Genomic DNA, 22845 nt, shown 5'->3' on the forward strand with positions numbered 1-22845 from the left:
AACGCGATCAGTTGTCGGAAACCGGCCGGTCGTCATTCACGTTGACGCGGAACAGCCCGTCCATAATCTCGGCCTGTCGCGCGTTGACCGCTTCGACCACCTCGGCGGGTACCAGTTCTTCATCCAGAACCATGGAACCGCCGCCATATCCCATAAAGCTGTACTGGCCGTAATCCGCGGCCTCGAACGACCCGCCGGCGACATTGGCAATGGCCTTGTCGATGGTCGGCTCCATGTGCCACAGGGCCGACGCCATGATCGTACCCGGATAATCACCCGACGTGTCGATCACGTTGCCCACAGCTTTGACGCCACGCTCCACTGCCGCATCCGACACGCCAAAGCGTTCGGCATACATGATGTCCGCACCTGCATCCATCATTGCAATCGCGCTTTCCTTGGCCTTGGGCGGATCATACCAACTGTCGATGAAGGTCACGAGGAATTTGACATCCGGGTTCACCTCGCGCGCGCCATCCATGAAGGCATTCATCAGCCGGTTCACTTCGGGGATGGCGTAGCCGCCAACCATACCAATGACGTTCGATTCCGTCGCCGCACCAGCGACCATACCGGTCAGGTAGGATGGTTCGTGAATCCAGTTGTCAAAGACCGAGAAGTTCGGACCAACCGGCCCAAAGGACGAGCCCATCAGGAACGCCGTGTCCGGGTAATCCTTGGCCACTTTGCGCGCGGCGCGCTCCAGCCCGAACACCTCACCCACGATCAGTTGCGATCCCTGTTCGGCATATTCACGCATCACGCGCTCATAGTCGGTGTTCGCCACATTCTCGGAAAAGACGTATTCGATGTCGCCCCTCTCAGCCGCCGTATTGAGCGCCTTGTGGATACGGCTGATCCATTGCTGTTCCACCGGCAGCGTATAAATCGCAGCGACCTTGACCGTTTCAGCCGCAGCCACGCCGACAGGGTATATCGTTGACGCCGCCGCGACAGCGGCAAGCAACAGTCTTCTTGTCATGTTATTTTGGGCCATCACACTCTCCTGTTTTGAGGGATGGCAGCATTTTTTTACTGTTCAGTCAATTTTTTCGACCATCCGGCGATGGACAAGACAGCACTGTGGTCATTTTTTGCGCAGGAATCGTAGCCCACATGCCAGAAAGCCAAACCGCTTTGAGTTTACCTCGCGGCAAGTCGCGTTATATCGATCTGCAAAACCGGAGAATCTCCTTAAAGGTGTAATATTACCTTGCGTAAACATTTCCTCTTGCCGCTAAACCGTTCTTGTCGCCAACAGGTCGTCTTATTCACCCAAAACCCTGCCGTCGGTCTTTCAGTTGTCGGCTGGGTCGGGATCCGGCACCAGCCAGCGCGGTCTTGGGCCGCTGCCCGACGCTCCGTCAACGCAGGACGGATCGCGTGCCGGTCTGCTACTGGACCCGCCCCCTCAGGTAAACCCCGGTCCCTACACGATCGGCATTGGCGACGTTCTGGTGCTGTCGATGCCCTCCACACAAGGCACGGCAGGCGAGTTGTCGGGCCTGCTGGCCGCCCAGAACAGCCGCAACGGTTACACCGTGCAAGACGACGGGTCGATCAACATCCCCGACGTCGGCCGCGTCAGGCTGGTTGGCCTGACCGTGGATGAGGCAGAGGCGCTGCTGTTCCAGCGTCTGGTCGAAAACCAGATCGACCCGACTTTCAGCCTTGAGATTGCCGAGTTCAATTCCCGCCGCGTCTCGGTCGGGGGTGCTGTCGGTCAGCCGGGTGTGCAACCGATCACCCTAACGCAACTGACATTGAACGAGGCTCTGTCTGCGGCCGGTTCGGTCTCGGTCAGCGATATCGACAACAGCTCGGTGCGGATTTACCGCGATGGCCGCATGTATCAGATCCCGATGGAGGACCTGTACACCCGTACCGATCTGCAGAACCTGAACCTGATCGCAGACGACTCGGTTTTTGTGGATACCGACTATGACCTGGACCGCGCCGAACGCTACTTTGCCCAGCAAATCCAACTGCGTGAAACCGCTCTGGAAGGGCGTCAAACCGCGTTGCAGGAACTGTCGACCGCCGTCAACCTGCGCCGGGACGATCTGGACGAACGCCGTGACAACTTCATCCAATCGATTGAGCTGGACGCCGTGGATCGCGACTATGTCTATCTCAGCGGCGAGGTGAGAAGTCAGGGCCGGTACGCGCTGCCGTTCGGCCACACCGCGACACTGGCGGATGCTTTGTTTGATACCGGCGGCGGGATCGCAAAAGAAACCGGCGACGCGTCTGAGGTCTATGTCCTGCGCGCCTCGCAGGATGCCCGCGAATTCGGCGCTGTAACCGCCTGGCACCTCGATATCCGCAACGCCGCGCAACTGACGATGGCGGCACAGTTTGAGCTGCGCAACAACGACATCATCTTCATCGCAGAAAACCCTGTCACGCGTTGGGGCCGTACCATCAGCCAGATTACGCCTTCGCTGATCACCACACCTCTGGTCGCAGCGATAAACTAAGCGGCGCAACGCCGCCCATAGCCAACGGTTTCTACGCCTGTCGCACTTCCTTCTGGCGCGGCCCTTTCGTGGTGACCCAAGCAGATCGCAACCGGTTGGCTATTTTGAACGGACGGAATGAATAGAAGAATGGCACTAAATATGTGGAAGGCTGATTTAGTTTTTGTCATTGCCGCTGGCTTTGACGCTGTCGCCGTTTAAGTCGGCGGCGGCAACCTTCGCTTGAGTGTCGTGGTGGTGGTGGGCTTAGACGACCCGTCTGCGCCCAAAGCGCATCGTGACCGGTGCCAAACGCGTGGTCGCACCTCAGCATTCTGCGGCAACGGTCTCCAATGCTCGCGACGCATTCATCCGTAGCGCCGAAAATCGCCGCGCAAAGCTCAGGGGCGAACCAAGCCCGAAAGATGCGCCGGACCACCAGTAGACCTGCCGCTCGAAATCAAGCGACAGGGGCCGCAGCGGGTCTCCTACGGGAAGGATGCGGTGTCATGGAAACATCCCGACTCAGCTTTGTGCGAGCACCATTGCGTGGATGCCTGCCGCTGTCGTGCCGGTTGCGTGCACGCGCAGTACACCAACGGGCAGGATCGAGAAATCCGCCACATCGACTGTGCGCGTCTGCCCGCGAACGCTAGTCAACACAACGGTGCCGCCCGTTTCGACATACAGCCCGATGGCCGCGTCCGGCAGGTCTGTGGTGTCGGATGGTGTGACCGGTACAATGTCGCGCGCGGGACCGGACAGGCTGGATACGTGGCTGGAGAAGGGGTTCGTCATGGTTCAGATCTCGCTGTTCTATTCAATCAGCGGGACACTAGGAAAAACCGATTAACGACCTTAAAGCACTGCGTGCGTTGCTAGTTCAGACATAATGTAGCGTTCGGGCGGCCAAGCCCGACATCTTTTCCTCGAAAACAGGCGTATCGAAGCCCTGCATAAGTAAGCGCGCGCCCTGCGGCAAACCAATCAGCGACGGGTCTGCTTCAAACCTGTCGATTGCGGCATTCAAAACCTCGCACGGTATGATCCCTGAAGCCCCCTCAGCTGGGAAGATCAGGACGCTGGATAATCCCCTTTGCAGGCCCGGAGTCACTGGACGCGGTCAAATCGAACTCCTGCTTGCCCAAAACGCCTCAAGCACCTTTTCATCGCCGCGCACACCGACAAGTCAATAGTGGACAACCGCGATTTTCACATGGTTCAGCCCTTTGCGCCCTGACCGCGCGCGTATTTGTCTTCGTACCGAACGATGTCGTCCTCGCCTACATACACGCCTGTTTGCACTTCGATCAGAACCATCGGCACTTTGCCCGGGTTCTCCATGCGGTGGACGGCACCTAACGGGATATAGACAGACTGATTTTCCGTCACCAACTGATCGGTGTCGTCGATGATGACGCGCGCCGTGCCTTCGACCACGATCCAATGTTCGGACCGGTGAAAATGGCTTTGCAGGCTGAGGGACGCGCCCGGATGCACGCAAATCCGCTTTACCTGAAAGCGATCGCCAACAACAAGGCTCTCAAACCATCCCCAAGGCCGGTGATCTTTCGGAAATGCGGTGGCCTGCGGAACGTCTTTCTTCTTCAGCGCAGACACGGCTTGTTTAACGTCCTGAGCCCGCGACGCGTCCGCAACCAGAACCGCATCGTTCATCGCAACCGCAATGATATTGTCCAGACCGATACCCACGATTTCAAGCTGTTCGCTGTCCGACCGCAAAAGCGTATTCTGGCAGTCAATCGCTGTGGCACCGTCACTTGTGACAACGCCCTGTTCGTCTGGTCCGCTCTCGCGCCAGACCGCGTCCCAGCCGCCCAAATCAGACCAGGCCGAGTCAAACGGAACCACGGATAGGTTATCGGCTTTTTCCATCACCGCGTAGTCGATCGAAATGTCCTTGGCCTTTTGCCAATGATCCGGGTTCAAACGCAGAAAGCCCAGATCGGGCGTTGCTGTGTCGACCGAAGCCTGGACAGGCTCAAGCAACTCAGGGGCATGCTGTCGGAATGCCGCGATGATGTCGGCGGCGCGGAACAGGAAGATACCGGCGTTCCATTTGAAATTCCCGGCGGCAAGCATCTCGGTCGCGCGGGCCAAGTCCGGTTTTTCCACAAATTGTTTCAGCGGAACCGGTGATCCGTCGCTATCCGGCGCCGAGGCCAGTTCCAGATACCCATAGGCAGTCTCCGCGTGCGTCGGAGTAATTCCAAACGTCACCAGCTGACCGTTTGCCACCGCGTCCAATCCACGGGCAACCGCGGCCTGAAACGCGTCGGAATCTGGCACAACATGATCGGACGGAGCAACCAAAAGGGTCGCATTCTCGTCTTCACTAAATGCCTGAATCGCAGCGGCCAGAACTGCAGGCGCAGTATTGCGACCTTCCGGTTCGATCATGATTTTTCCCGGATCTATGCCAATAGATTGCAATTGTTCCGCAACGATGAAGCGAAAGTCCGAATTGGTAAGCACAACAGGCGCCGCAAACTGCAACTTTGCGGTTTTCCCGGACAGACGTCGCGCCGACGCCTGAAAAAGGGTTTCCTCGCCAACAAGAGGAACGAATTGTTTTGGATAGCTTTTCCGGGACAAGGGCCAGAGGCGCGTACCGGAACCACCACAGAGAAGGACAGGTGTTATCAACATAAAAAGCCCGAAATCTGATCTACTTAGCGTGGTCCTATAAAAGGAGCCTCACGCTGACAAGAGTTTGGACCGGCAGCTCCGAAAAAGAATTATAGGCTGCGCATAGCAAAGTCGAACACCCCCTTTTTTGCCAAAATCTGATTTCTGCAAGGGCGCAGTCGCGTGAGGCCACCGAAACGATCTGCGAACGCGCGGCGCGACCATGTCAGGACTCAGGGACGCGCAGACATGAACTTGGGTTCTGTCCCATCAAGGCATACAGCAGTCAGGACACCTGTCGCAAAAGCGCCGGTGTCGATGGCAATACGACCACGAACAGCGCTTGGTTCTTTCACGATTGTATGGCCATGAACGACCCATACTCCGTCATTTCGGTCGGTGGTTGGGAATGACGGATGCCCCCAAATCAAAGTGTCTGCAGATTGCTGATCGGGCTGTTTCTCCGGGTCGGCCCCTGCATGAGTTACAAGCACATTGCCAGACAGTTTATAGTTAACCAGACCTTCCAACCACGAACACAGGTCTTGGCCCATGACATCCTGCAACTTGTCGCGACAGTCTTGCAGTTCGTCCTTGTTCATTTCCGCTCGCACGCCACGCACGCCGAATGACGCCAAGGTCTGCAATCCACCATACCGCAGCCAGCGCGGCCCGTGACTTTCAGGGTCCTTCAGAAATTTCAGCAGCATTTCTTCGTGATTTCCCATCAGGCAGGTGAAATCAGGACGCGCCTTAATCAGTTGCAGCACTTCGGCACTGTTCTCTCCGCGATCGACATAATCCCCGACCAGAACGACCCGATGATCCTGCGGGATTTTGTCCAGCAGCTTTTCCAATTGCACAACGCAGCCGTGAACGTCTCCGATGACACAAATTGGACTTTCGGGTTCGGGGTTGGAAAAGGTCGCGGACCGGGTGAACCTCTGGAGCAGGGAAGAAAAGATGATAGGACAGCTCCGTCTCGGACAGTTTGGGTAAACGCGGAAGGTCAGTTCAATCGCATGTGGATTGGGGTTTGATAAACCCGTCCGCCAGCCTGGGCAAGTCAACGCCAATCACGCAGTTCTGCAAGGCGCAATCCCCATGCGAATTATTTCGGCCCCCTTGATTTTATACACGCCCGAAATGCGATTGCGCCCTTTGTTCATGAACCAGGACTTCAACGGCTCGGGGTAAAAATCAGCCATCACCTTGCTGAAATAGTCGAAATCCTCTTGCGACAATCGGCGACCGCTTTGCGATGGCCCGTGGAAACCAAACGTGGTTTCAGGATCGACACATGTGTCGGGCAAACCAAGAAACATCGTACACGTAGAAAAGCAAACGCGTCCGCGAATTTCGACCGATACCCTATTTCGCTGCAGATTCTCCAATTCTATCAGCCGGTCATGAAGGTACCCTCCTCGGTCGTTGCCGACTACATAGGGCTTCTGGACATCGGCGAACCCCTGAAAAGTTGAGCCAAGAAAAAGAAAACAAACAGCAGGAAGAAGCGCCAGAATTTTAACTGCGCGCCAGACAGACGATCCGAATTTATTCCCAGGTTTAACAGGTGGTTTCGCACACAGGTTCAGCATCGCAATGTCTCCGTTCCAGATTGGTATGGATCGGAACTAGAAAGGCGCGACGCCTTGCTTGCGTGCTGTCAGTGTCAATTTTATGCCTTAAATCAAAGATTTAAGGTTCATTTATCCCAAATTTTCTCTAGTCACAGGAGGCGGAGCGTTGTTCAAAAGACCAGGCTCGGCTTTCCACGACATTGCGCAATTGCACGCAGCGCCCTGTGACATCTGCCTGCTGCCACCCAAGGATGGCTCTGCTCGACCAAAGACGGCACTGAGATCCAAACACGTTGACTGGGCTTACATATGAACAGTCATAATGACCGAAAAGCCGCCAAAATGCAAAGGATTACAGCCTGATACCGAATAATGCCGGGACGCCGGAAGTTCGATCCGTGGCGCAGCATCAAAACTCTGCGCCACGGCTCAGGTCTATTTTTTGAACCCAACGGCAAGCAAAGCGGCGGCTCCGATTGCTGCAACCGCTACGAAAAATTCTGCGCCGTGTGTGTGAAACGACGTGTCAGTATGTGCAAAAGCCGGGGTTGCTGCACCCCAAACCGCAAGCGACAAAAGTTTCGTTTTCATCTTTCAATTTCCTGCTTTCGCTGATGAAGAAAGTCGCGGATATCCAGAACGGATTTTTCATCCATCGAGACATAGACAAGCGACATATTGGTGCGTTCCTGAACCATCTGACCCGGGAAAGGCAGATAGCTGAGTTCACGGGAACCAAATGACGGCGAGGCCGTGCCCACCTGCCAATCGGTTTTCAACTCGACGTCAATCAGCTTCAACGCCGTTGCCCCGCCCGCCCCCGGCCTCTCAAACGACACGCCCGCCAGCTTCAGATAGCTTGTTTTGTCAGCGGCCTGCAAAAACCCGTCAATAAACTGGGTTGCCAGAACCTGCAGGTCGGCCGCTTCGTCTTCGTGATGCATATGGCTGTGCAGGTGGTCCCCATGCGCGTGGTTATGACCATGCCCGTGGTGGGCATGGTCGTGATCGTGGTGGTGATGGTGCGAATGATCGTGCGGCATTACGAACCTACCTTGTGCGGTTTGCCATTTGACCATCGTTTGCCTTCAAATTCTCCATGAGGCGTTTTCACAGGTTTATCGATGAACTTTTTGTGGGCACCCAACTTGCCGTTTGACACCAACGCGCCAAGCACGTCGACAATCACCCGCGTACCCATCAGTGCCGTTATGTCGGACGTGTCATAGGGCGGTGACACTTCAACCAGTTCAAGACCGCAGATTCCTTCCGCCGCAATACCCGAAGCCAGCGCCAGTGCTTCGCGCGGTAGGAAGCCGCCGGGTTCGGGCCAGCCTGTTCCGGGGACAAAACCACAATCGATGCTGTCGATGTCAAATGACATATAAACCATGTCCACGTCTTTCCAGGCCATCTCAAGCGCCATTTCGATGGTCTTGTCGACGCCCATTTTTTCCATATCGCCCATGGTGATGATGTTGGTGTTACGCTCCCGCGCAACCTTCACGGCTTCGCGTGGAACTTGCCAGCCTCCGATCCCGATTTGTACGAGGTTGGTCGCCGGGACATTGGGAAGGTTGGTCGAATGAAACCACGGCGTTGTGTGCATCCGCTCATCCAGGTCTTTTTCCTGTATGTCGGCATGTCGGTCAAAATGAACGATTCCGATCTTTTTTGACGTGCATTCCGCGATGCCACGCACACAAGGGAAGCCGATGGAATGGTCGCCGCCGATCATGATCGGAAGTGAGCCAGAGCTGAACACGTGGCTGACCGCCCGGCTTATCTGATCGAAACTCTTTTCAATATTGGCAGGTATCGTGAAAACATCACCGGCATCACAAAGCGTCATCTGTTCGCGAAGGTCGACGCCAATTTCGTAGTTATAGGGCGTGTACAGCGCGGAAATCTTGCGAACCCCCTGAGGGCCGAACCGGGTGCCGGGGCGGTAGGTGGTGCCGCCGTCAAACGGAATCCCAAGGACCGTGGCATCATAGTCCGCGACCTCCAGAACATCCTCGGCATACGGAGCTTTCAGAAAAGTGTTGATCCCTGCAAAGTGAGGCAGTTCACCTCGTGCAAATGTCGGGATCGACTTGTCTTCGATGCTGTCTGCTCCGGTAAGGCCCATACGCAGCGCCCATCGGCGTTCTTCCTCCATTCGGCCTGCCGGCAGGTCAGCCTCCAAATGCATCGCTTTCCAGCCTGCCAATTTGCTGAGGTCTGGATGGTGATGACGCTGCTCACGCAGTGCAATGCGGTCGCGCTGGTCACGCGGGTGGTGCGACCGGCTGCGCTTGAGATCCGAAAACACGTAGTTGTCTCCTAATCAATGTCCCGTCGAATTTGGCCGGGACGCTTCCGAGCTTTGGTGAACACAACATGCGGAGCCCGGGAGCGCATGCCGTGCAAGGGGTCATGCGGCTGCCAAAGACGGATATTGGTCGAGCAGATCCTGAAACGGTATTCCGCCGTTACGCGCATCGAAGTCATAGGTGAGCGTTGCCCCGAAAAGACCCGGATCCTGTGGATCCCAGCGCGGTTTATCGAACACCAGAACGCGGTCACCCAGCTTGAACCCTTCGTCCAGATCGTGGGTGACCATGAAAACGGTCATGTTGGTTTCCTCACGCAGCTCCAAAAGGAACTCATGCATTTGAAGCCGTGTTCCCGGATCGAGCGCTCCGAATGGTTCGTCCAGCAACAGAATGCGTGGTTTTGCGGCCATCGCCTGCCCGATTGCCAACCGTTGCTGCATACCGCCCGACAAAGAGGACGGGTATTGATGGGACACGTGATTTAACCCAATCCGCTCCAACATTTCATCAGCGCGAGTTTCGGCTTCCTTGCGTTGTGATCCGCCCAAACGACCGAACCGGGTACGAAACCCTTCACCGGCGATCAGGTTTTCGCGGACCGACAGATGCGGAAAAACGGAATAGCGTTGAAAGACCACACCGCGCTCAAGGTTGGGTTCTCTGGCGGCTGGGCCACCATCGATGCTTATCTCGCCACGATAGGGGCGTTCTTCTGCAAGTAGCATGCGCAGAAACGTGGATTTTCCGCAGCCAGACGCGCCGACGATAGAGATGAATTCGCCTTCATCGACCGTGACGTTCACACGCTCCAAGATCGAGCGGTTACCGTATTTCTGCCAGACATTTCGCACACTTACAAAGCTCATAGACCTGCCTCTATCCACGGAAAGGCACGGCGTGACAGGGTTTTGAGCAACCAGTCTATCGTAAATGCCAGCACCGTGATCCAGATCACGTAGGTCAGAATGACATCCATCGCGAGGTACCGGCGGACGAGGAAAATCCGGTAGCCAAGGCCCACATTGGACGCAACCGCCTCGGCCGCGATCAAGAACAGCCATGCAGACCCAAGCGACAGCCGAACGTTCGAAATGAGCCTCGGCAGTATTTGCGGCAAGGCCACACGCAGGGCAATCACCCCGCTGGAGGCACCCAGCGTCTGCGCCTTGACGATTTGTTCTTTCGGGATTTCCATGACCCGCTGCGCCAGGTCGCGGGTCATAAAGGGCGTAATGCCAATGACGATCAACGCCACCTTGGAAACTTCACCCAACCCGAACACGATGAACAATATCGGCAAAAGAGCAAGCGGCGGCACCATGGACAGCACAGCAATGAAGCCTGAGAGAAACGAGCGCGCATACGGCAGAAGCCCAATGGCCAAACCAAGAACCAAGGACAGCATGGCCGCGATGACTACGCCACCAAGCAGACGGGCAAGGCTTGCGGCCGTGTCGTTCCACAAGAGTATTTCTCGCGACCGGCGATCCGGTTCGGTAAAGAGTCGCTCCGCAGTTTCCGCAATCGTCGTCAGGGCCGGAAGAAGTTTATCCTGCGGGTTGGCCTGCAACCGAATGTCCGAAGCGATGTAGTAGCTTAGGATAACCGCGACAAAAGGAAGGGCGGCGATGAAAATGCCCGCAGGCTTTCCGGGGATCGTGTTTATCAGTCGCATGCGTGCCGCTCCTTGACTGCCAAAACATTGGGTGAAGCCCGCAGGCTTCACCCTGTCCGTTCATTTACAGGGCGCCATCCGCAGCCATCTGCATATACGTCGTGTCGAACCGGAATTTGACGTTTTCCGAACTGCCGGAGACGGAGCCGTCCGGATACTCGATGCCAACGAAATCAGCGCTTGGCGCGCCCTCGCCAAGGATGCCTTTTTCAAAAAGGAACTCGGCCACATTCGTCATGGTTTCCGGAAGATCGCCCGAACTTGCCTGAGCTACAGCGTCAGCAGGGTCAAAGAACAACTCGGTTGACGCCATCTGTGCCTTGTAGCCAGCAAGATCAGTGCCGGACGCCTCGGCCATCGCGGTCAGCGCTTCCTCGTCGCCAGCGGCCATAAGCGCCATGACCTCATACCAGGCACCGGCGACCGCTTTGCCGAAATTCGGATTGTCGGCCAGGGTTTCAGTGTTCACGACCATCAGATCCAGGATTTCTCCGGGGATCATCGAACTGTCAAAAAGGTTCACAGCGTCGGAACTGGTATCGAGGATTTCCGAAACCAGCGGGTTCCAGGTGACGACTGCCTCAACATCCGGTGTTGTATAAGCCGCGATCATGTCGGCGTCAGAGGTGTTGATCACGGCATCCAGATCGTACTCCTCCAACCCGACGCTATCGAGGCCACGCGCAAGCAGGTAATGCGACACCGACAACTCAACGAGGTTGACCGGCTTGCCCTTCAGCTCTGACAGGCTAGTGACCCCTTTGCCAATGACCGCATCGTTGCCGTTTGAATAATCACCGACGATCAATGCTGTGGTATCGACACCGCCGCCGGAGGGAATGGAAAGCGTGTCCATGTTCGTGGCGGATACACCGTCAAACGCCCCGGCAGTGTATTGGTTGATGGACTCGACATAGTCATTGAACTGCACGATCTCGACATCAATGCCGTATTTGTCCGCCCACTTGTCCATGATACCGCTGTCTTCAAGATAACCCCACGGCATCCAGCCGACGTAGATCGACCAGGCGAGTTTGAATTCGGTCTTTTCTGCAGCAGCCACAGGTGCGGACGCTCCTGCCAATACACCCAGCGCAAGGGCGGTTGCGGACATTAGTTTTGAGATATTCATGTCTTTCCCCGTTGTTGCGTCCCGCCGAGGTCTTCGGTTTTGGGTCCGCTGGCGGAACAAAGAGATCGGGCGCGAACAAACCTGCGCAGTAGTCTCCCGGGATTTTGCCCCGCCGTGTGCCTCGCCGGAGTTTGCCGGCTAGGTGACGCTTCTCGGACCTGACCTGCAGAAATGGCGGCGGAACCCTAAGCGTCCTGCGCCTTCAGCAAAGCTCAAGGCGTTGTGACAGGGCAAGTTGAGGCCAGTTTCATTTCCGCCCTCGCATCGCTTTAGCCAAAAATGCACCGTTTTTTTGTACCGATGCTTAATAAAAGGGCTGGAAGCGGCCTGTTTTCGTGCAATTCAGCGTGCTGTACAGGCGCGCCGTTTGCGACAAGACAGGTCCACCCTGCCGCTGTGCTGTAATGCGTGTGTCCTGAAGGCGCTTTTGTCCGCTTGGTTCAATATTGTTCCGGCAAACGACTAAAACACGCGTCACTTAATATTCTGCCTGCAAGTCCGCGACCGCGTTCGCGAACACGACGCCGCCGAGGACAACCAGCACCGCAATGACAATCCAGCCGCTATACTTTGCCATGGCGTCGTTTAACCGGGTCAGTGCAGGTTCTGCCCGCACACCGAGAAACAGCGACAAAATCCATGGGCTAGCCAAACCCATGCTGGACACGACAACAAATCCCAGCACTGCCCCGATCTGTTCGACCGGAGCGTATGTTGCTGCGGCTATGGTCAGCGCGCCAGATATGAACAAGGCTGCGTTCTTGGGGTTGAGGGCCGCCAGAGCAGCGCCAAGCCCAAACGTCCTGCTTGGTTGCATCCGCTCTAGAACACGCATCCATTTTGGTGGCGCGTCTTCGTCCGAGCTATTTTTTAGGCTCAGTTTGCGAAGGGCCAATGCAACCAAGCCCAGCCCCAGAAACAGGCGAACCCACACGACCCAAACAGATGGTGCCTGCTGACCCGGAGTGCTCAGGTCCGACACCGTTATGGCGGCAATCCCGATGGTGAGCGCACCAACGATCCAACCGCAAAGAAACGCGGTATAGGCTTTTTGCTCGGGCCGTCGGCTCAATAACAAAGGACGCTGACCAGTGGCAACGAAGCAAGCAGTATACCCACCGCGATTGGCATTGCCTTGATAAACGCAGTCAGCATGTGCTTCTCCGCCAAAGACAGACATCAGGAAAAGACCAGCACCTTTACTGGCAACAAGATCGCTTGCGCTCGGAGCACGATGGCGTTGGCAATCCCCATGCCGTCCACAATCCGTGCGATAAATGCTGAAAACCCGGTGATCTCACCGGCATCGATTTCCTTGGCGCGACTTGTGTAGGCGACGCCGACGCAAGCACTGCCCGGCGGAATACCCTCCAGGTGCTTTGGGAAGATCGGCGCAAGGAAAACAGTCACCGTTCCAGGTCGGGCACGATCCTGCTGATCCAAAAGCGCATCCCCCGGCCGGAATTGGCCCGCGGCAATGGCGTCCTGAACTTCGTCAACAAACATTGGCACAACAGTCAGCGGCTTGGACGCGCAGGTGATCTCCACGAGCATTCCGGGTTTAAGAACATTCACCGAAATCTGCCCGAAAGCCGCAACAAACCGCCCTTGCCCCGTGACGTCGGGAACCAGAATTCCCGCAGGGCGCAGGATCGGATTTACGATGTCGCCAGGTTTCAAAAGAAATTGCGTCACTGTTCCGTCCACTTCGGCGAACACCGTAGACTTCGCGATTTCATTCTCTGCCTCCCTCACGACGGCGAGGGCACTTTCTTTCTGAGCGGGAAGCAGAGTGGTCTGCCGCAGCTTGGCACCATCAAGGGCCGCAATCGCGGCAGTACGCTGGCTTTCTGCACTGGATACGGCAGTCTGCAGACGCTCTAGTTCCTGCTCGCTTACGACTGTGTCGTTTCGCTCGGCAAGGGACAGTCGTCTCTGCAGATCGTTCGCAGCCTGACCCAGATCGGCCTCGGCTGCCTCGACCCTCGCTTCTGCGGCGGCAATTTCCGTCACGATCAGACCCAGCGCGGCGTCGATTTCGTTGATGCGGCTCTGCGCGGTTTCTACAGCAGCTTCTTGCCGCGTGGTATCCAGCCTGAAAATAGCATCGCCCGCTTTCACGGATTCGTTGTTGGCGACATAAACTTCGGCGACCCGGCCGCCCCTGTCCGACAGGATCGTGACGGTGCGAAAAATTGCGGAAACGTTGCGCGTCGACGGGTGAAAGTAAAATATGACGGTGATTAAGGTAACGGCCAAAATTGCGCAGGCGGTCAACCCCCAACGCAGCTCGTACCAGACATTGAAAAGCGTAATTTCATGACCCCACCGCTTACCCTGTTTGTATCTGCGATAGAGATAGTCAGGAACAATAGTGATCAGGGCGGAAAATATCAGTTCAAGCATCGGTGCGCTCCGGGCCGTTCACCTCTGGCTTTAGGGGAAATATTTCATGCAAGGGCACGGCGGCTATCAAGATTGCCGCGATCCAAAAAGCGTTGTTCAAAGTGAAAAGAGAGATCAGCCCAAGCACCCCAACAAGCTGCATTTGCACCTTGTGGGCACCCGCCGCCATACGATCCGGAATAGCCTGCACAGTGAAATAGAGCGCGCCAAAACCCAGCAGAACGACAACAAGACACAATCCAACCACGATCAGGAAACCATCTGTCTCGCCGGGCGCAGTCACCCAAAATGGAAGCCGTGACATCGCTTCGTCAGAGATAGAGCTGTTCACAAGAACCTCCTGTTTCTTGACGAACCCCTCCAAGGATAGACGAATGAAATCAAAAAGATCAATCATGTGCAAAGCCGCCAAATCCAAGATGAACGGCTTCCAGTCGCAATTGTCTTGCCCAAATTTCAGTGCGTCCCGTCACCCTGTGTGACGACAAAAGGCTTTTGGTTTTGCGCCTTCGAAGGTCTTTTTTGCAAATGATCTGCCCATTCTAATGTGGTCCCACAAACAGATCGGCATCTGTGCCAACTGACGACTTTCCGATACTTAAAAGGTGGAGAATTTCAAACGAATTCATATGTTTGACTTTGTTCTGTAAGGGCGTACACTTGCGACTAAGTTCAAGCGCTAAAGCACGATTTTGGTTGGCCACTTTGGGTTCAGAGAAAGGGCAACAGCCAAAACGGGAGGGGAATGTGAAGAGATTTTCTATCGGGTTGGCGGTCTTTTTGGTGCTGGCCGCGTGCTGGGAAAAAGAAGAAGAAACCGCCGAAACAGTCATCCGACCCGTCCGGACAACCGAGATCGCCGATCTCTCCAGCATCCATGATCGTTATTTCGTAGGCACAGCAAGGGCCGCGCGCGAGGTGTCGCTGGCGTTTCGTGTGCCGGGCAATGTGGTCGGCGTGAACGTTCAGGTTGGCGATCCTGTCGCGAACGGAGATGTCGTGGCAGCTTTGGATCCCGCTCCGTTTCAGGCAGAGGTGGACAGGCTGACTGCGGAATTGGAAAGCGCGCAGGCAACGTTTGACAATGCGAAGCTTCAAACCGACCGGCAGCGCTCTTTGGTGGAAAAGGACGTGGCAGCGCAGGCAACGCTTGACCGGTTCGTCGCGGGCGAGACGTCGGCAAGGGCTGCGATCAATTCCGTACAGGGCGCGCTGGACCGTGCTACCTTGGACCTGACCTATACTAGCCTGGTCGCACCTTTCGATGGCCGGGTGGTCGCAAAGTACATTGAGGATTTTGAAGAAGTGGCGGCGCAGACTCCGGTTCTTCGGATACTGGATGCCGAGCATATCGAAGTGGTGATCGACATCCCCGAGCGGTATATCGCCCTGATCCCACATATCGAGGATATCACGGTATCATTTGACGCCCTGGGAGACGTCGCCCTGCCCGCCGAAATCAGCGAGATCGGCTCGGAGGCTTCGGCCACGACCCGGACCTTTCCCGTCACCCTGAAAATGAAGCAACCAGAAGGCTCGCCGGTTCTTCCGGGTATGTCTGGGCGGGTTCGCGGCAAGCCGAAAGAAGGGTACGAGCCCTTTGACTCGATAATGGTTCCCGCCAGCGCAGTTTTTGTACCCGAAGGTGAGACCGATCCGCATGTCTGGGTGTTCGATACCAGTTCCGAAACGGTAGGCGCACGAAAGATCACATTGGGAACACCCAGATCGCAGGGCGTTGCCGTCAGCGAGGGCTTGGATTTCGGCGACGTGATCGTCACCGCCGGAGCGAACTCCCTGAGAGAAGGCCAGAAAGTCTCGCTTTTGCCTGAGGACGCTGAGTAATGGGGCTCGCCGCGTTTTCGATTCGTAACTCCAAATTCGTATGGTTTGCCGTCGTGATGCTGACATTGGGCGGCATTTCCGCCTTTTTCAGTCTCGGACAACTGGAAGACCCGGAATTCACCATCAAAACGGCGGTGGTGACAACACTCTATCCCGGCGCAAGCCCGGAAGAAGTTGAGCAAGAGGTCACCGAGCGGATCGAAATCAAGCTGCAGGAAATCAAGGAGATCGACTACATCTCAAGCGAAAGCCGGGCCGGGGTGTCGACAATCAAGGTAGAAATCCGGCCGAACTACTGGTCCGAGGAGTTGCCCCAGATATGGGATACGCTGCGGCGAAAGGTCAGGGACGTTGAGACCCAGCTCCCGCCCGGTGCAGGTCGACCCGCGATAAACGATGACTTTGGCGACGTGTTCGGTCTGCTGCTTGCGATGACATCCGATGGGTTTTCGTATCAAGAGCTTGACGCTTTCGCAGATGACTTCAAACGCGAGCTATCGTTGATCGACGGTGTCGGAAGGGTTGATCTTTGGGGTGAGCGCGACAGAGTCATATACCTTGAGACCCGAGAGGAAGTTCTGGCCGCACTCGGTGTATCCGCTCAGACCCTCCTCAGTACCCTGCAAACGCAAAATTCAATCGTGGATGCCGGCCGGGTCAACATCGGCGACTACCGCATGCGTATTGCGCCCAGCGGCACGTTCGGCAGCCCCGATGACATCGCGGACCTGGTCGTACGGCCCAGTGGTCTGGATCAGGCTCAAAGCGGCCAAGGACGGGGTCCAGAGTTATTGCGGCTGGGCGAAGTTGTTGACGTTGTTGAAGGGTATGCCGATCCACCGACGACACTGATGCGGTTCAATGGGCTTCCCTCGATTGGGTTGGCGATATCCTTCCAGTCCGGGGTCAACGTTGTAAGCGTGGGGCAGGCCGTGGACGCCAAGGTATCCGAGCTTATCGAACGCCTTCCCGTGGGTATCGAAGTCGAGCGCGTGCATTGGCAATCTGATGACGTAAATCTTGCTGTCAGCAGTTTTCTGGTAAGTCTTGGCCAGGCCGTCGCAATCGTTCTGGTCGTTCTGACTTTGGCGATGGGCGTTCGGATGGGTATCATCATCGGCAGCGGGCTGATCCTGACGATCCTTGCAACCTTTATTCCCTTGGCGATGTTGGGCATTGATCTACAGCGCATGTCTCTGGGCGCATTGATCATTGCCCTTGGCATGATGGTCGACAACTCAATCGTGGTCGCGGATGGCGCGATGGTTCGGATGTCTCAGGGAATGGACCGCGCAAAGGCCGCGATTGATGCAGCCACGCGACCCGCAATGTCGCTGCTTGGCGCTACTTTCGTTGCGGTTATGGCCTTCTACCCGATTTTCGCATCGGTCGAGAGTGCTGGAGAATATTGCCGGACCCTCTTTTCGGTCGTCGGCATTGCACTCTTGGTTAGCTGGCTCCTGTCAATGACGGTAACACCCCTGCAATGCGTCGCCATGCTGCCAGAGCCCAAAGGAGAAAACAGTGAGAATTTCGACACCGGTCTTTATGCCGTTTACCGTCGTTTCCTGGCCGCTGCGATCCGGGTTCGGTTCCTGACAATCGGTGTCGCTCTGGCCGCTCTGGTTGTAGCAGGGGTCGGCTTTGGATCTGTCACTCAGTTGTTCTTCCCAACCTCATCCATGACGAAGTTCATGATTGACTACTACGCGCCCGAAGGAACGCGGATCGAAGCCGTGTCCGAAGCCATCACGCGCATTGAAGAACAGGTGGAGCAGGACGAACGTGTAACCGGAATCGCCAGCTTCATCGGAGCCGGGCCTCCTCGCTTCTATCTTCCAGTTGACCCGGAAGGCACCAACCCGTCCTATGCGCAAATCATCGTAAACGTCGATGACTATCGCGATATCCCTGAAATGACCAAGAATATCTCGCTTTGGATTTCGGCCAATATGCCCGAAGCGACCGCGTTCACACGTCAGTTCGGCGTTGGACCCAGCAATACCTGGGCCTTTGAAACGCGGATTATCGGGCCTGCAGATGCGGATCCGGAAACTCTGCGAGACCTTGGCGACAGGGCCGTCGCGATTTTGGACAATCATCAATGGACCAAGGTTGCGCGCACCGATTGGCGCAACCGCGTTCTGAAAACCGTGCCGGACTATGATCAGGATCGCGCCCGGTGGACAGGCATTACCTACGAGGATCTCGGGAATACGACGAAACGCGCATTTGATGGGCGATCAGTTGGCCTCTATCGCGAGGGCGACGAACTTCTGCCGATCATCGTTCGCCCCGGCGCGGATGACGTCGCTGCCGTTGACAATTTTGAGCTGCTGCAACTGCAATCTCCGTTTTCGGTCGAACCTGTGCCGCTGGCCCAGGTCGTTCGGGGCGTCAATGTCCAACCCGAGGATCCCACAATCAATCGCCGCGACAGGCGGCGGGTGCTGACCGTTCAGGCGAACCCGATCGACAGCGTGACCCTGCCAAGCTATCGGGCAGCCGTTCTTGCCGACTATGACGCTTTGGCAGCCGAATTTCCGCCCGGCTACAGCTTGGAATGGGGCGGAGAATATGAGGATACGGTATCTGCACAAGCGTCCCTGATCCCTGGCATGATACCCGCATTTTCGATTATGGCGCTTATAGTGGTCGGGCTATTCAATTCATACCGAAGGCCGCTGGTCATTTTCCTGACTGTGCCGTTCGTTATCATTGGGATCGTCCCCAGCCTGCTACTTACGAACACTCCGTTCGGGTTCGTCGCACTGCTTGGAGGGATGAGCTTGGCGGGAATGATGATAAAGAACGCAATCGTTCTTATTGATCAGATCAACGACAATCTGGCCGAGGGTCAACCGGGCTATGACGCTATATTGAATGCCGGTGCCTCAAGGCTTCGGCCGGTCGTGCTGGCTGCGGCAACAACTGTCTTGGGTGTTATCCCACTTCTGCCGGACGTGTTTTGGGTGGGCTTGGCCATCACAATCATGGGCGGATTGACGGTCGGCACGATGCTGACAATGATTCTGGTTCCAGTATTGTTCGCAACCCTGAACGGCATCAAAGCCACTGCGCCCAATGTGTAGTACGTCTTTCAAAAAGGACGCCGATCATAAAACGAGGCGCAGGCGGAAACGCATAAACTGCTAAACCAAAAAACGGGGGCTACGTTGGACAATACGGTTCTTTTCTTTCTGGTCGGTATCTTCGTCGTTGGCCTTCTCATGCTGGGATACTTCGCCAAGGGCAACGGAGCTTTAATGGTGGTCGCAATCCTTGTCGGCGTGCTGCTGGCGTTCCTGGCATTCTTTGGTGGTTACTTGGGTTAACCGCCCCGAGACAATAACCTCGCGCTGCGTTCGTATCCTTCAAGGCCACTTGCGGAGTTTCTAAGCAAAAATTGAGTATGTCCGCTCGATCATCCAGTAGGTTGCAACAGTTCCAATACCGTAGACGAGCATCATTTGAGCGTAGTTCTCCAAACGTCTTGCGGAAGGAATACGCAAAAACAACCACCCGACAATGAGGGCCGCCCCGACAAAAAGTAGCTGCCCAAGCTCCACACCGATGTTGAAAAATAAAAGCGCAATCGGGATTTCAGACGGGGGTAGTCCGATTTCAGCCAACGCACCGGCAAATCCAAGCCCGTGCAAGAGCCCGAAAGCAAACGCGACGACCCACGGTGCCCTTATTGCCAGGGACAAACGACCACGTGACTTCCAGACAATCTCGGACGCAAGAAACACGATCGAAAGGGCGATTGCCGCCTCTACCGGCGCTGAGGGTAGCGAAACAAACCCCAAAGTTGCCAGACCCAAAGTGATCGAGTGGGCAACCGTAAACGCAGTTATTGTCTTAACGAGCATCCACCAGCCTTCCACAAGAAAGAGCAAGGCCAAAACGAACAGCAGGTGATCCAATCCCTCAAGAATGTGTTCTACACCCAGAACCGTGTAACGCTGGGCGGCGCGCACCGCCGAACCCGAACCAGCCAGCCATTCCTCCAGATTGACTTCGATGGTCGTCCCTTCTCGTTTTACCAATCGCGTAACCGGTTCCTGCCCATACCAACGAACTGTCAGCAAAGCGCCTTCGCGATTCCAAGGAAGCGACAGTCGATCATCGGATGTAAGAGAGGCCGAACATGCAAAGTTGAAAGTTACGGAATAGGAACCCCTTTCACCATTCGGGTTTCCCACAAACTCACAATGCTCGGGCAAGTCCGGAGACAATATCGCTGCGGATATGCGACTGGGCACTTTTGAAATCAGCCGATACTGGCCAGGTGCCGTTTCGTTAAGCTCCGCGCGATCCAAGCCAAGCGTATGCGCGTGTGCACAAATCCCCTGAATTGCAATCAATGCCGCCGCCCACAAAATGATCGGGAATAGCTTACTCACCTTCCCTGTCCCCTTGCAGCGGCGCAATTTCGACCTTGTAGTCAATTTCAACGGATCGCAGTTCTTGCTCTAACAACTCACGTGACTTGTCTGTCATCCACCGGGTCGCCACCCAATCCTTGGCCTGCTCAAACTCAGGCAACTGAGCAGGGTTTTCCCTGATAACCCTGAGAAAGTGGATTGACCCGGTCTGAGATTGAAACGGCCCGTGCCATTCGTCATTTTGGGCAATGGCTGTCAAAACTTCATTTGCCGTTTCACCGCCGAACGCCTGCACCAGACGCTTTTGATCCATGTATCTCAAGGTGCTTCCAAAGGTGATGTCAGCATCGCCAAGCGTCTTGGGATCAGCGCCTTCGTTCAACGCGTCCAGAATATTGGGGGAAACTTCGTTGACCGAGTTAAACATCACATGATCAAGGTCATAGCTGGGCGGACTCCGAAAGTTTTCCGGGTTGCTGTCAAAGTATTCTTTGAGTTCCGCGTCGGTCGGCTCTGCCAAATCTCCGGCTATGAAAAACCGCATATTCTGAAGAAGTAACGCGCGAATTCGAGAACCGTCAGAAAAACCTCGCTTCACTGCTTCGCGGACCAGGATCTCCTCCTCAACGAAGTTTCTGACCAGCTCCTGTTTTTCATCTTCACTCAGGGGGCGCAAAAGTAATTCCGCCTCGCGAGCAAATAGATATTCCTGTGTCGCCGCGTCCACCACGATCAGATCTCGGTCATCCTTTGCAAACAAAGCCTGTCCGATAAACAGAAGCCCCGCGAGGACGAGAAACTGAAACAAGGGTTCTCTGACCATATTGGAAAGGAATGAGTTCGGGTCACCTCTGTCGGTTCCGGCTGGATTTCCCGTTCGATTGCTTGAAGTGCTAATGGACATTCTTGAACCTGTTTTACGTCACCCGAAAAAGACGCCTCAATTCAAGGCGCCTTTCCCGACAAAGGCAAGCGTAAGGAGTGCAACGCACCGATTACGCGGCTTGCAATGCTACTTGCTGTTATCCTGAAGCATTGCGGGGTGAACATAATTCGGGTCAGTTATGCCCTCTTTCCGAGCCGCCATAGCGGCGAGGGTATGTCTCTGCAAACGGCTGATGACGTTACCTGTTGAACGACGGCGGTCATCCAGAAGCGGAGAGTACTCGACCCAATCGATCAGCAGTATCTCATTCTGCAGCGCCAGCTTTCGGAGGATCTGCATGAACTGTAGCGTAGTGAAACCACCAATTTCAGGGTTTGACACACCCGGAGCCAAAGAGCCGTCCAGAACGTCCATATCGATTGAGATATACAGTCGGCGTCCTTCAAGTTCTGCGATCAGCTCGTCAACCGTTGCGTCAAACCCGTTTTTTTCAAACTTCGGCATAAAATAGTAGTTGGTCTGATTGTTGAACATCCAATCCATTCTCTCGACGCTTTCATACGCACCGCGCAGGCCGATGTGAAAAATCTGATCTCCTGTCGTCCACCCCTGTTCATGCGCAAAGCGGAGCGCCGCTCCGCCGTGGGTAAACATGCCAAGGCGTCCATCTGGCGGTGCAAGATCGGTGTGGGCATCAAAGTGAACTGTTGTGAAACTCTGCGGACCGTAGTGGTCAATCAGCGCCATGAGCGAAGCGACCTGAGTACCGTGGTCGCCCCCTATGACGAAGGGTATCGCACCGCCATCCAGGATTTCCTTGAAAACGCCAGCCTGGTCAGCAAAATTCTGCATCATCAAAGACGGGTGGGCGTTGGCGTTTCCATAGTCTACAACGTTTAAAATGTCGAAATACTGGTTGTTGAACCACATATCATGCCCCGACTGGGCAAAATCGTAGTTGTGGTTGACGCGCATGTAGTTCGCGGCCCAGCCATTGCCGTCTGCGGGGTTAAACTGACTTGGCGCGCCGACAATGGCTACATCGACTTCTCCGGCAATCAGGTCTTCTGTTGTCAGCGCGACCGGAAGACCAAAATACGTTGGGAAAGCGTGTTTGGTGGGCACAACATAATAGCGCTGCAAGTCAATTGGGCCCGGTTCCCGCGGAGGATTGTCCCCCACCATATCCTTGCGCAGATAGTATTTGTTCCAACCGGGATCGAGGATCTGAACATTCGGGTTGCTTGGATCCCTCCACGGCTGCATGGAAGACGGGAACCCATCGACCACCGGATCAGATGAAAAATCCGGGGCTGGGTTGTCTTCTGCATAGACCGCTCCACCCACGGAAACTGCGAACAGAGCGGACCATTTGAACAATAGAGATAAGCGACGCGCCACTTTCTAATCCTCTCATTTTAAGACTAAATTTAACTTGACTACGGAGAGGATAATTTCTCAGGCTATCTATGACTGTGCAAAAAGTGCAATTGGCACGCATCTTTGC

21 protein-coding genes and 1 riboswitch are annotated in these 22845 nt (G+C 55.5%); of the genes, 4 read left to right on the forward strand and 17 right to left on the reverse strand.

Going from position 1 to position 22845, the window contains the following annotated elements:
- Positions 1–7 precede the first annotated feature (7 nt).
- Positions 8–997, reverse strand: a complete 990-nt coding sequence (locus tag ACR0KS_RS17350) for a BMP family protein (RefSeq protein WP_170567443.1) — start codon at positions 995–997, stop codon at positions 8–10.
- A 304-nt stretch (positions 998–1301) separates the two neighbouring features.
- Here ACR0KS_RS17350 and ACR0KS_RS17355 point away from each other — a divergent pair, with 304 nt between their 5' ends.
- Positions 1302–2480: a polysaccharide biosynthesis/export family protein gene (locus tag ACR0KS_RS17355; protein ID WP_480693279.1), complete on the forward strand. Its 1179-nt coding sequence runs from the start codon at positions 1302–1304 to the stop codon at positions 2478–2480.
- A 504-nt stretch (positions 2481–2984) separates the two neighbouring features.
- Here ACR0KS_RS17355 and ACR0KS_RS17360 read toward each other — a convergent pair.
- The 13 genes from ACR0KS_RS17360 to ACR0KS_RS17420 all read right to left on the reverse strand — a co-directional run bounded on the left by ACR0KS_RS17360 (position 2985) and on the right by ACR0KS_RS17420 (position 14616).
- Positions 2985–3257: a spike base protein, RCAP_Rcc01079 family gene (locus tag ACR0KS_RS17360; RefSeq protein ID WP_170567441.1), complete on the reverse strand. Its 273-nt coding sequence runs from the start codon at positions 3255–3257 to the stop codon at positions 2985–2987.
- A gap of 423 nt (positions 3258–3680) precedes the next feature.
- Entirely contained in the window at positions 3681–5129 is a 1449-nt protein-coding gene (locus ACR0KS_RS17365) for a mannose-1-phosphate guanylyltransferase/mannose-6-phosphate isomerase (RefSeq protein WP_170567439.1), read from the reverse strand.
- A gap of 212 nt (positions 5130–5341) precedes the next feature.
- On the reverse strand, positions 5342–6121 hold the full coding sequence (locus tag ACR0KS_RS17370; RefSeq protein WP_480693285.1) for a metallophosphoesterase family protein: 780 nt from the start codon (positions 6119–6121) through the stop codon (positions 5342–5344).
- 63 nt (positions 6122–6184) lie between these two features.
- Positions 6185–6433 (reverse strand): hypothetical protein, encoded by a 249-nt coding sequence (locus tag ACR0KS_RS17375; RefSeq protein WP_480693280.1) that lies wholly within the window; start codon positions 6431–6433, stop codon positions 6185–6187.
- A gap of 690 nt (positions 6434–7123) precedes the next feature.
- On the reverse strand, positions 7124–7279 hold the full coding sequence (locus ACR0KS_RS17380) for a hypothetical protein (protein WP_170567437.1): 156 nt from the start codon (positions 7277–7279) through the stop codon (positions 7124–7126).
- Positions 7276–7731, reverse strand: coding sequence for a hypothetical protein (locus ACR0KS_RS17385; RefSeq protein WP_170567435.1), 456 nt, complete (start codon positions 7729–7731; stop codon positions 7276–7278). The genes ACR0KS_RS17380 and ACR0KS_RS17385 overlap by 4 nt, the downstream gene beginning before the upstream one ends.
- Complete coding sequence (locus ACR0KS_RS17390) at positions 7731–9002, reverse strand: agmatinase family protein (protein WP_480693281.1); 1272 nt, start codon at positions 9000–9002, stop codon at positions 7731–7733. The genes ACR0KS_RS17385 and ACR0KS_RS17390 overlap by 1 nt, the downstream gene beginning before the upstream one ends.
- Positions 9003–9104: 102 nt before the next feature.
- Positions 9105–9872: an ABC transporter ATP-binding protein gene (locus ACR0KS_RS17395; RefSeq protein WP_170567433.1), complete on the reverse strand. Its 768-nt coding sequence runs from the start codon at positions 9870–9872 to the stop codon at positions 9105–9107.
- Positions 9869–10681 (reverse strand): ABC transporter permease, encoded by an 813-nt coding sequence (locus ACR0KS_RS17400; RefSeq protein WP_170567432.1) that lies wholly within the window; start codon positions 10679–10681, stop codon positions 9869–9871. Before ACR0KS_RS17400 ends, ACR0KS_RS17395 begins: the two co-directional genes overlap by 4 nt.
- Before the next feature lie 64 nt (positions 10682–10745).
- The gene (locus ACR0KS_RS17405; protein ID WP_170567430.1) at positions 10746–11813 is read right to left on the reverse strand and encodes a putative urea ABC transporter substrate-binding protein; all 1068 of its coding nucleotides are present in this window, start codon (positions 11811–11813) and stop codon (positions 10746–10748) included.
- Positions 11814–11904: 91 nt separating this feature from the next.
- Positions 11905–12013: riboswitch (guanidine-I (ykkC/yxkD leader) on the reverse strand.
- A 278-nt stretch (positions 12014–12291) separates the two neighbouring features.
- Complete coding sequence (locus ACR0KS_RS17410; RefSeq protein ID WP_170696841.1) at positions 12292–12885, reverse strand: GAP family protein; 594 nt, start codon at positions 12883–12885, stop codon at positions 12292–12294.
- A gap of 107 nt (positions 12886–12992) precedes the next feature.
- Positions 12993–14219: an HlyD family secretion protein gene (locus ACR0KS_RS17415; RefSeq protein WP_170567426.1), complete on the reverse strand. Its 1227-nt coding sequence runs from the start codon at positions 14217–14219 to the stop codon at positions 12993–12995.
- Positions 14212–14616 (reverse strand): hypothetical protein, encoded by a 405-nt coding sequence (locus ACR0KS_RS17420; RefSeq protein ID WP_170486556.1) that lies wholly within the window; start codon positions 14614–14616, stop codon positions 14212–14214. The genes ACR0KS_RS17415 and ACR0KS_RS17420 overlap by 8 nt, the downstream gene beginning before the upstream one ends.
- Positions 14617–14966: 350 nt before the next feature.
- Between ACR0KS_RS17420 and ACR0KS_RS17425 the strand changes: the two genes are divergently transcribed.
- The 3 genes from ACR0KS_RS17425 to ACR0KS_RS17435 all read left to right on the forward strand — a co-directional run bounded on the left by ACR0KS_RS17425 (position 14967) and on the right by ACR0KS_RS17435 (position 19399).
- Complete coding sequence (locus tag ACR0KS_RS17425) at positions 14967–16064, forward strand: efflux RND transporter periplasmic adaptor subunit (RefSeq protein WP_170567424.1); 1098 nt, start codon at positions 14967–14969, stop codon at positions 16062–16064.
- The gene (locus tag ACR0KS_RS17430; protein WP_170567422.1) at positions 16064–19156 is read left to right on the forward strand and encodes an efflux RND transporter permease subunit; all 3093 of its coding nucleotides are present in this window, start codon (positions 16064–16066) and stop codon (positions 19154–19156) included. Before ACR0KS_RS17425 ends, ACR0KS_RS17430 begins: the two co-directional genes overlap by 1 nt.
- Before the next feature lie 84 nt (positions 19157–19240).
- Positions 19241–19399 (forward strand): hypothetical protein, encoded by a 159-nt coding sequence (locus ACR0KS_RS17435; protein WP_170486559.1) that lies wholly within the window; start codon positions 19241–19243, stop codon positions 19397–19399.
- 60 nt (positions 19400–19459) lie between these two features.
- Here ACR0KS_RS17435 and ACR0KS_RS17440 read toward each other — a convergent pair whose 3' ends face one another.
- The 3 genes from ACR0KS_RS17440 to ACR0KS_RS17450 form a co-directional block, all read right to left on the reverse strand.
- Positions 19460–20470: a HupE/UreJ family protein gene (locus tag ACR0KS_RS17440; protein WP_480693282.1), complete on the reverse strand. Its 1011-nt coding sequence runs from the start codon at positions 20468–20470 to the stop codon at positions 19460–19462.
- Positions 20463–21260 (reverse strand): peptidyl-prolyl cis-trans isomerase, encoded by a 798-nt coding sequence (locus tag ACR0KS_RS17445; protein WP_170567421.1) that lies wholly within the window; start codon positions 21258–21260, stop codon positions 20463–20465. The genes ACR0KS_RS17440 and ACR0KS_RS17445 overlap by 8 nt, the downstream gene beginning before the upstream one ends.
- Before the next feature lie 204 nt (positions 21261–21464).
- Positions 21465–22739, reverse strand: coding sequence for an arginase family protein (locus tag ACR0KS_RS17450; protein WP_170567419.1), 1275 nt, complete (start codon positions 22737–22739; stop codon positions 21465–21467).
- Positions 22740–22845 lie beyond the last annotated feature (106 nt).

Source organism: Ruegeria sp. BC7, from assembly GCF_056539165.1.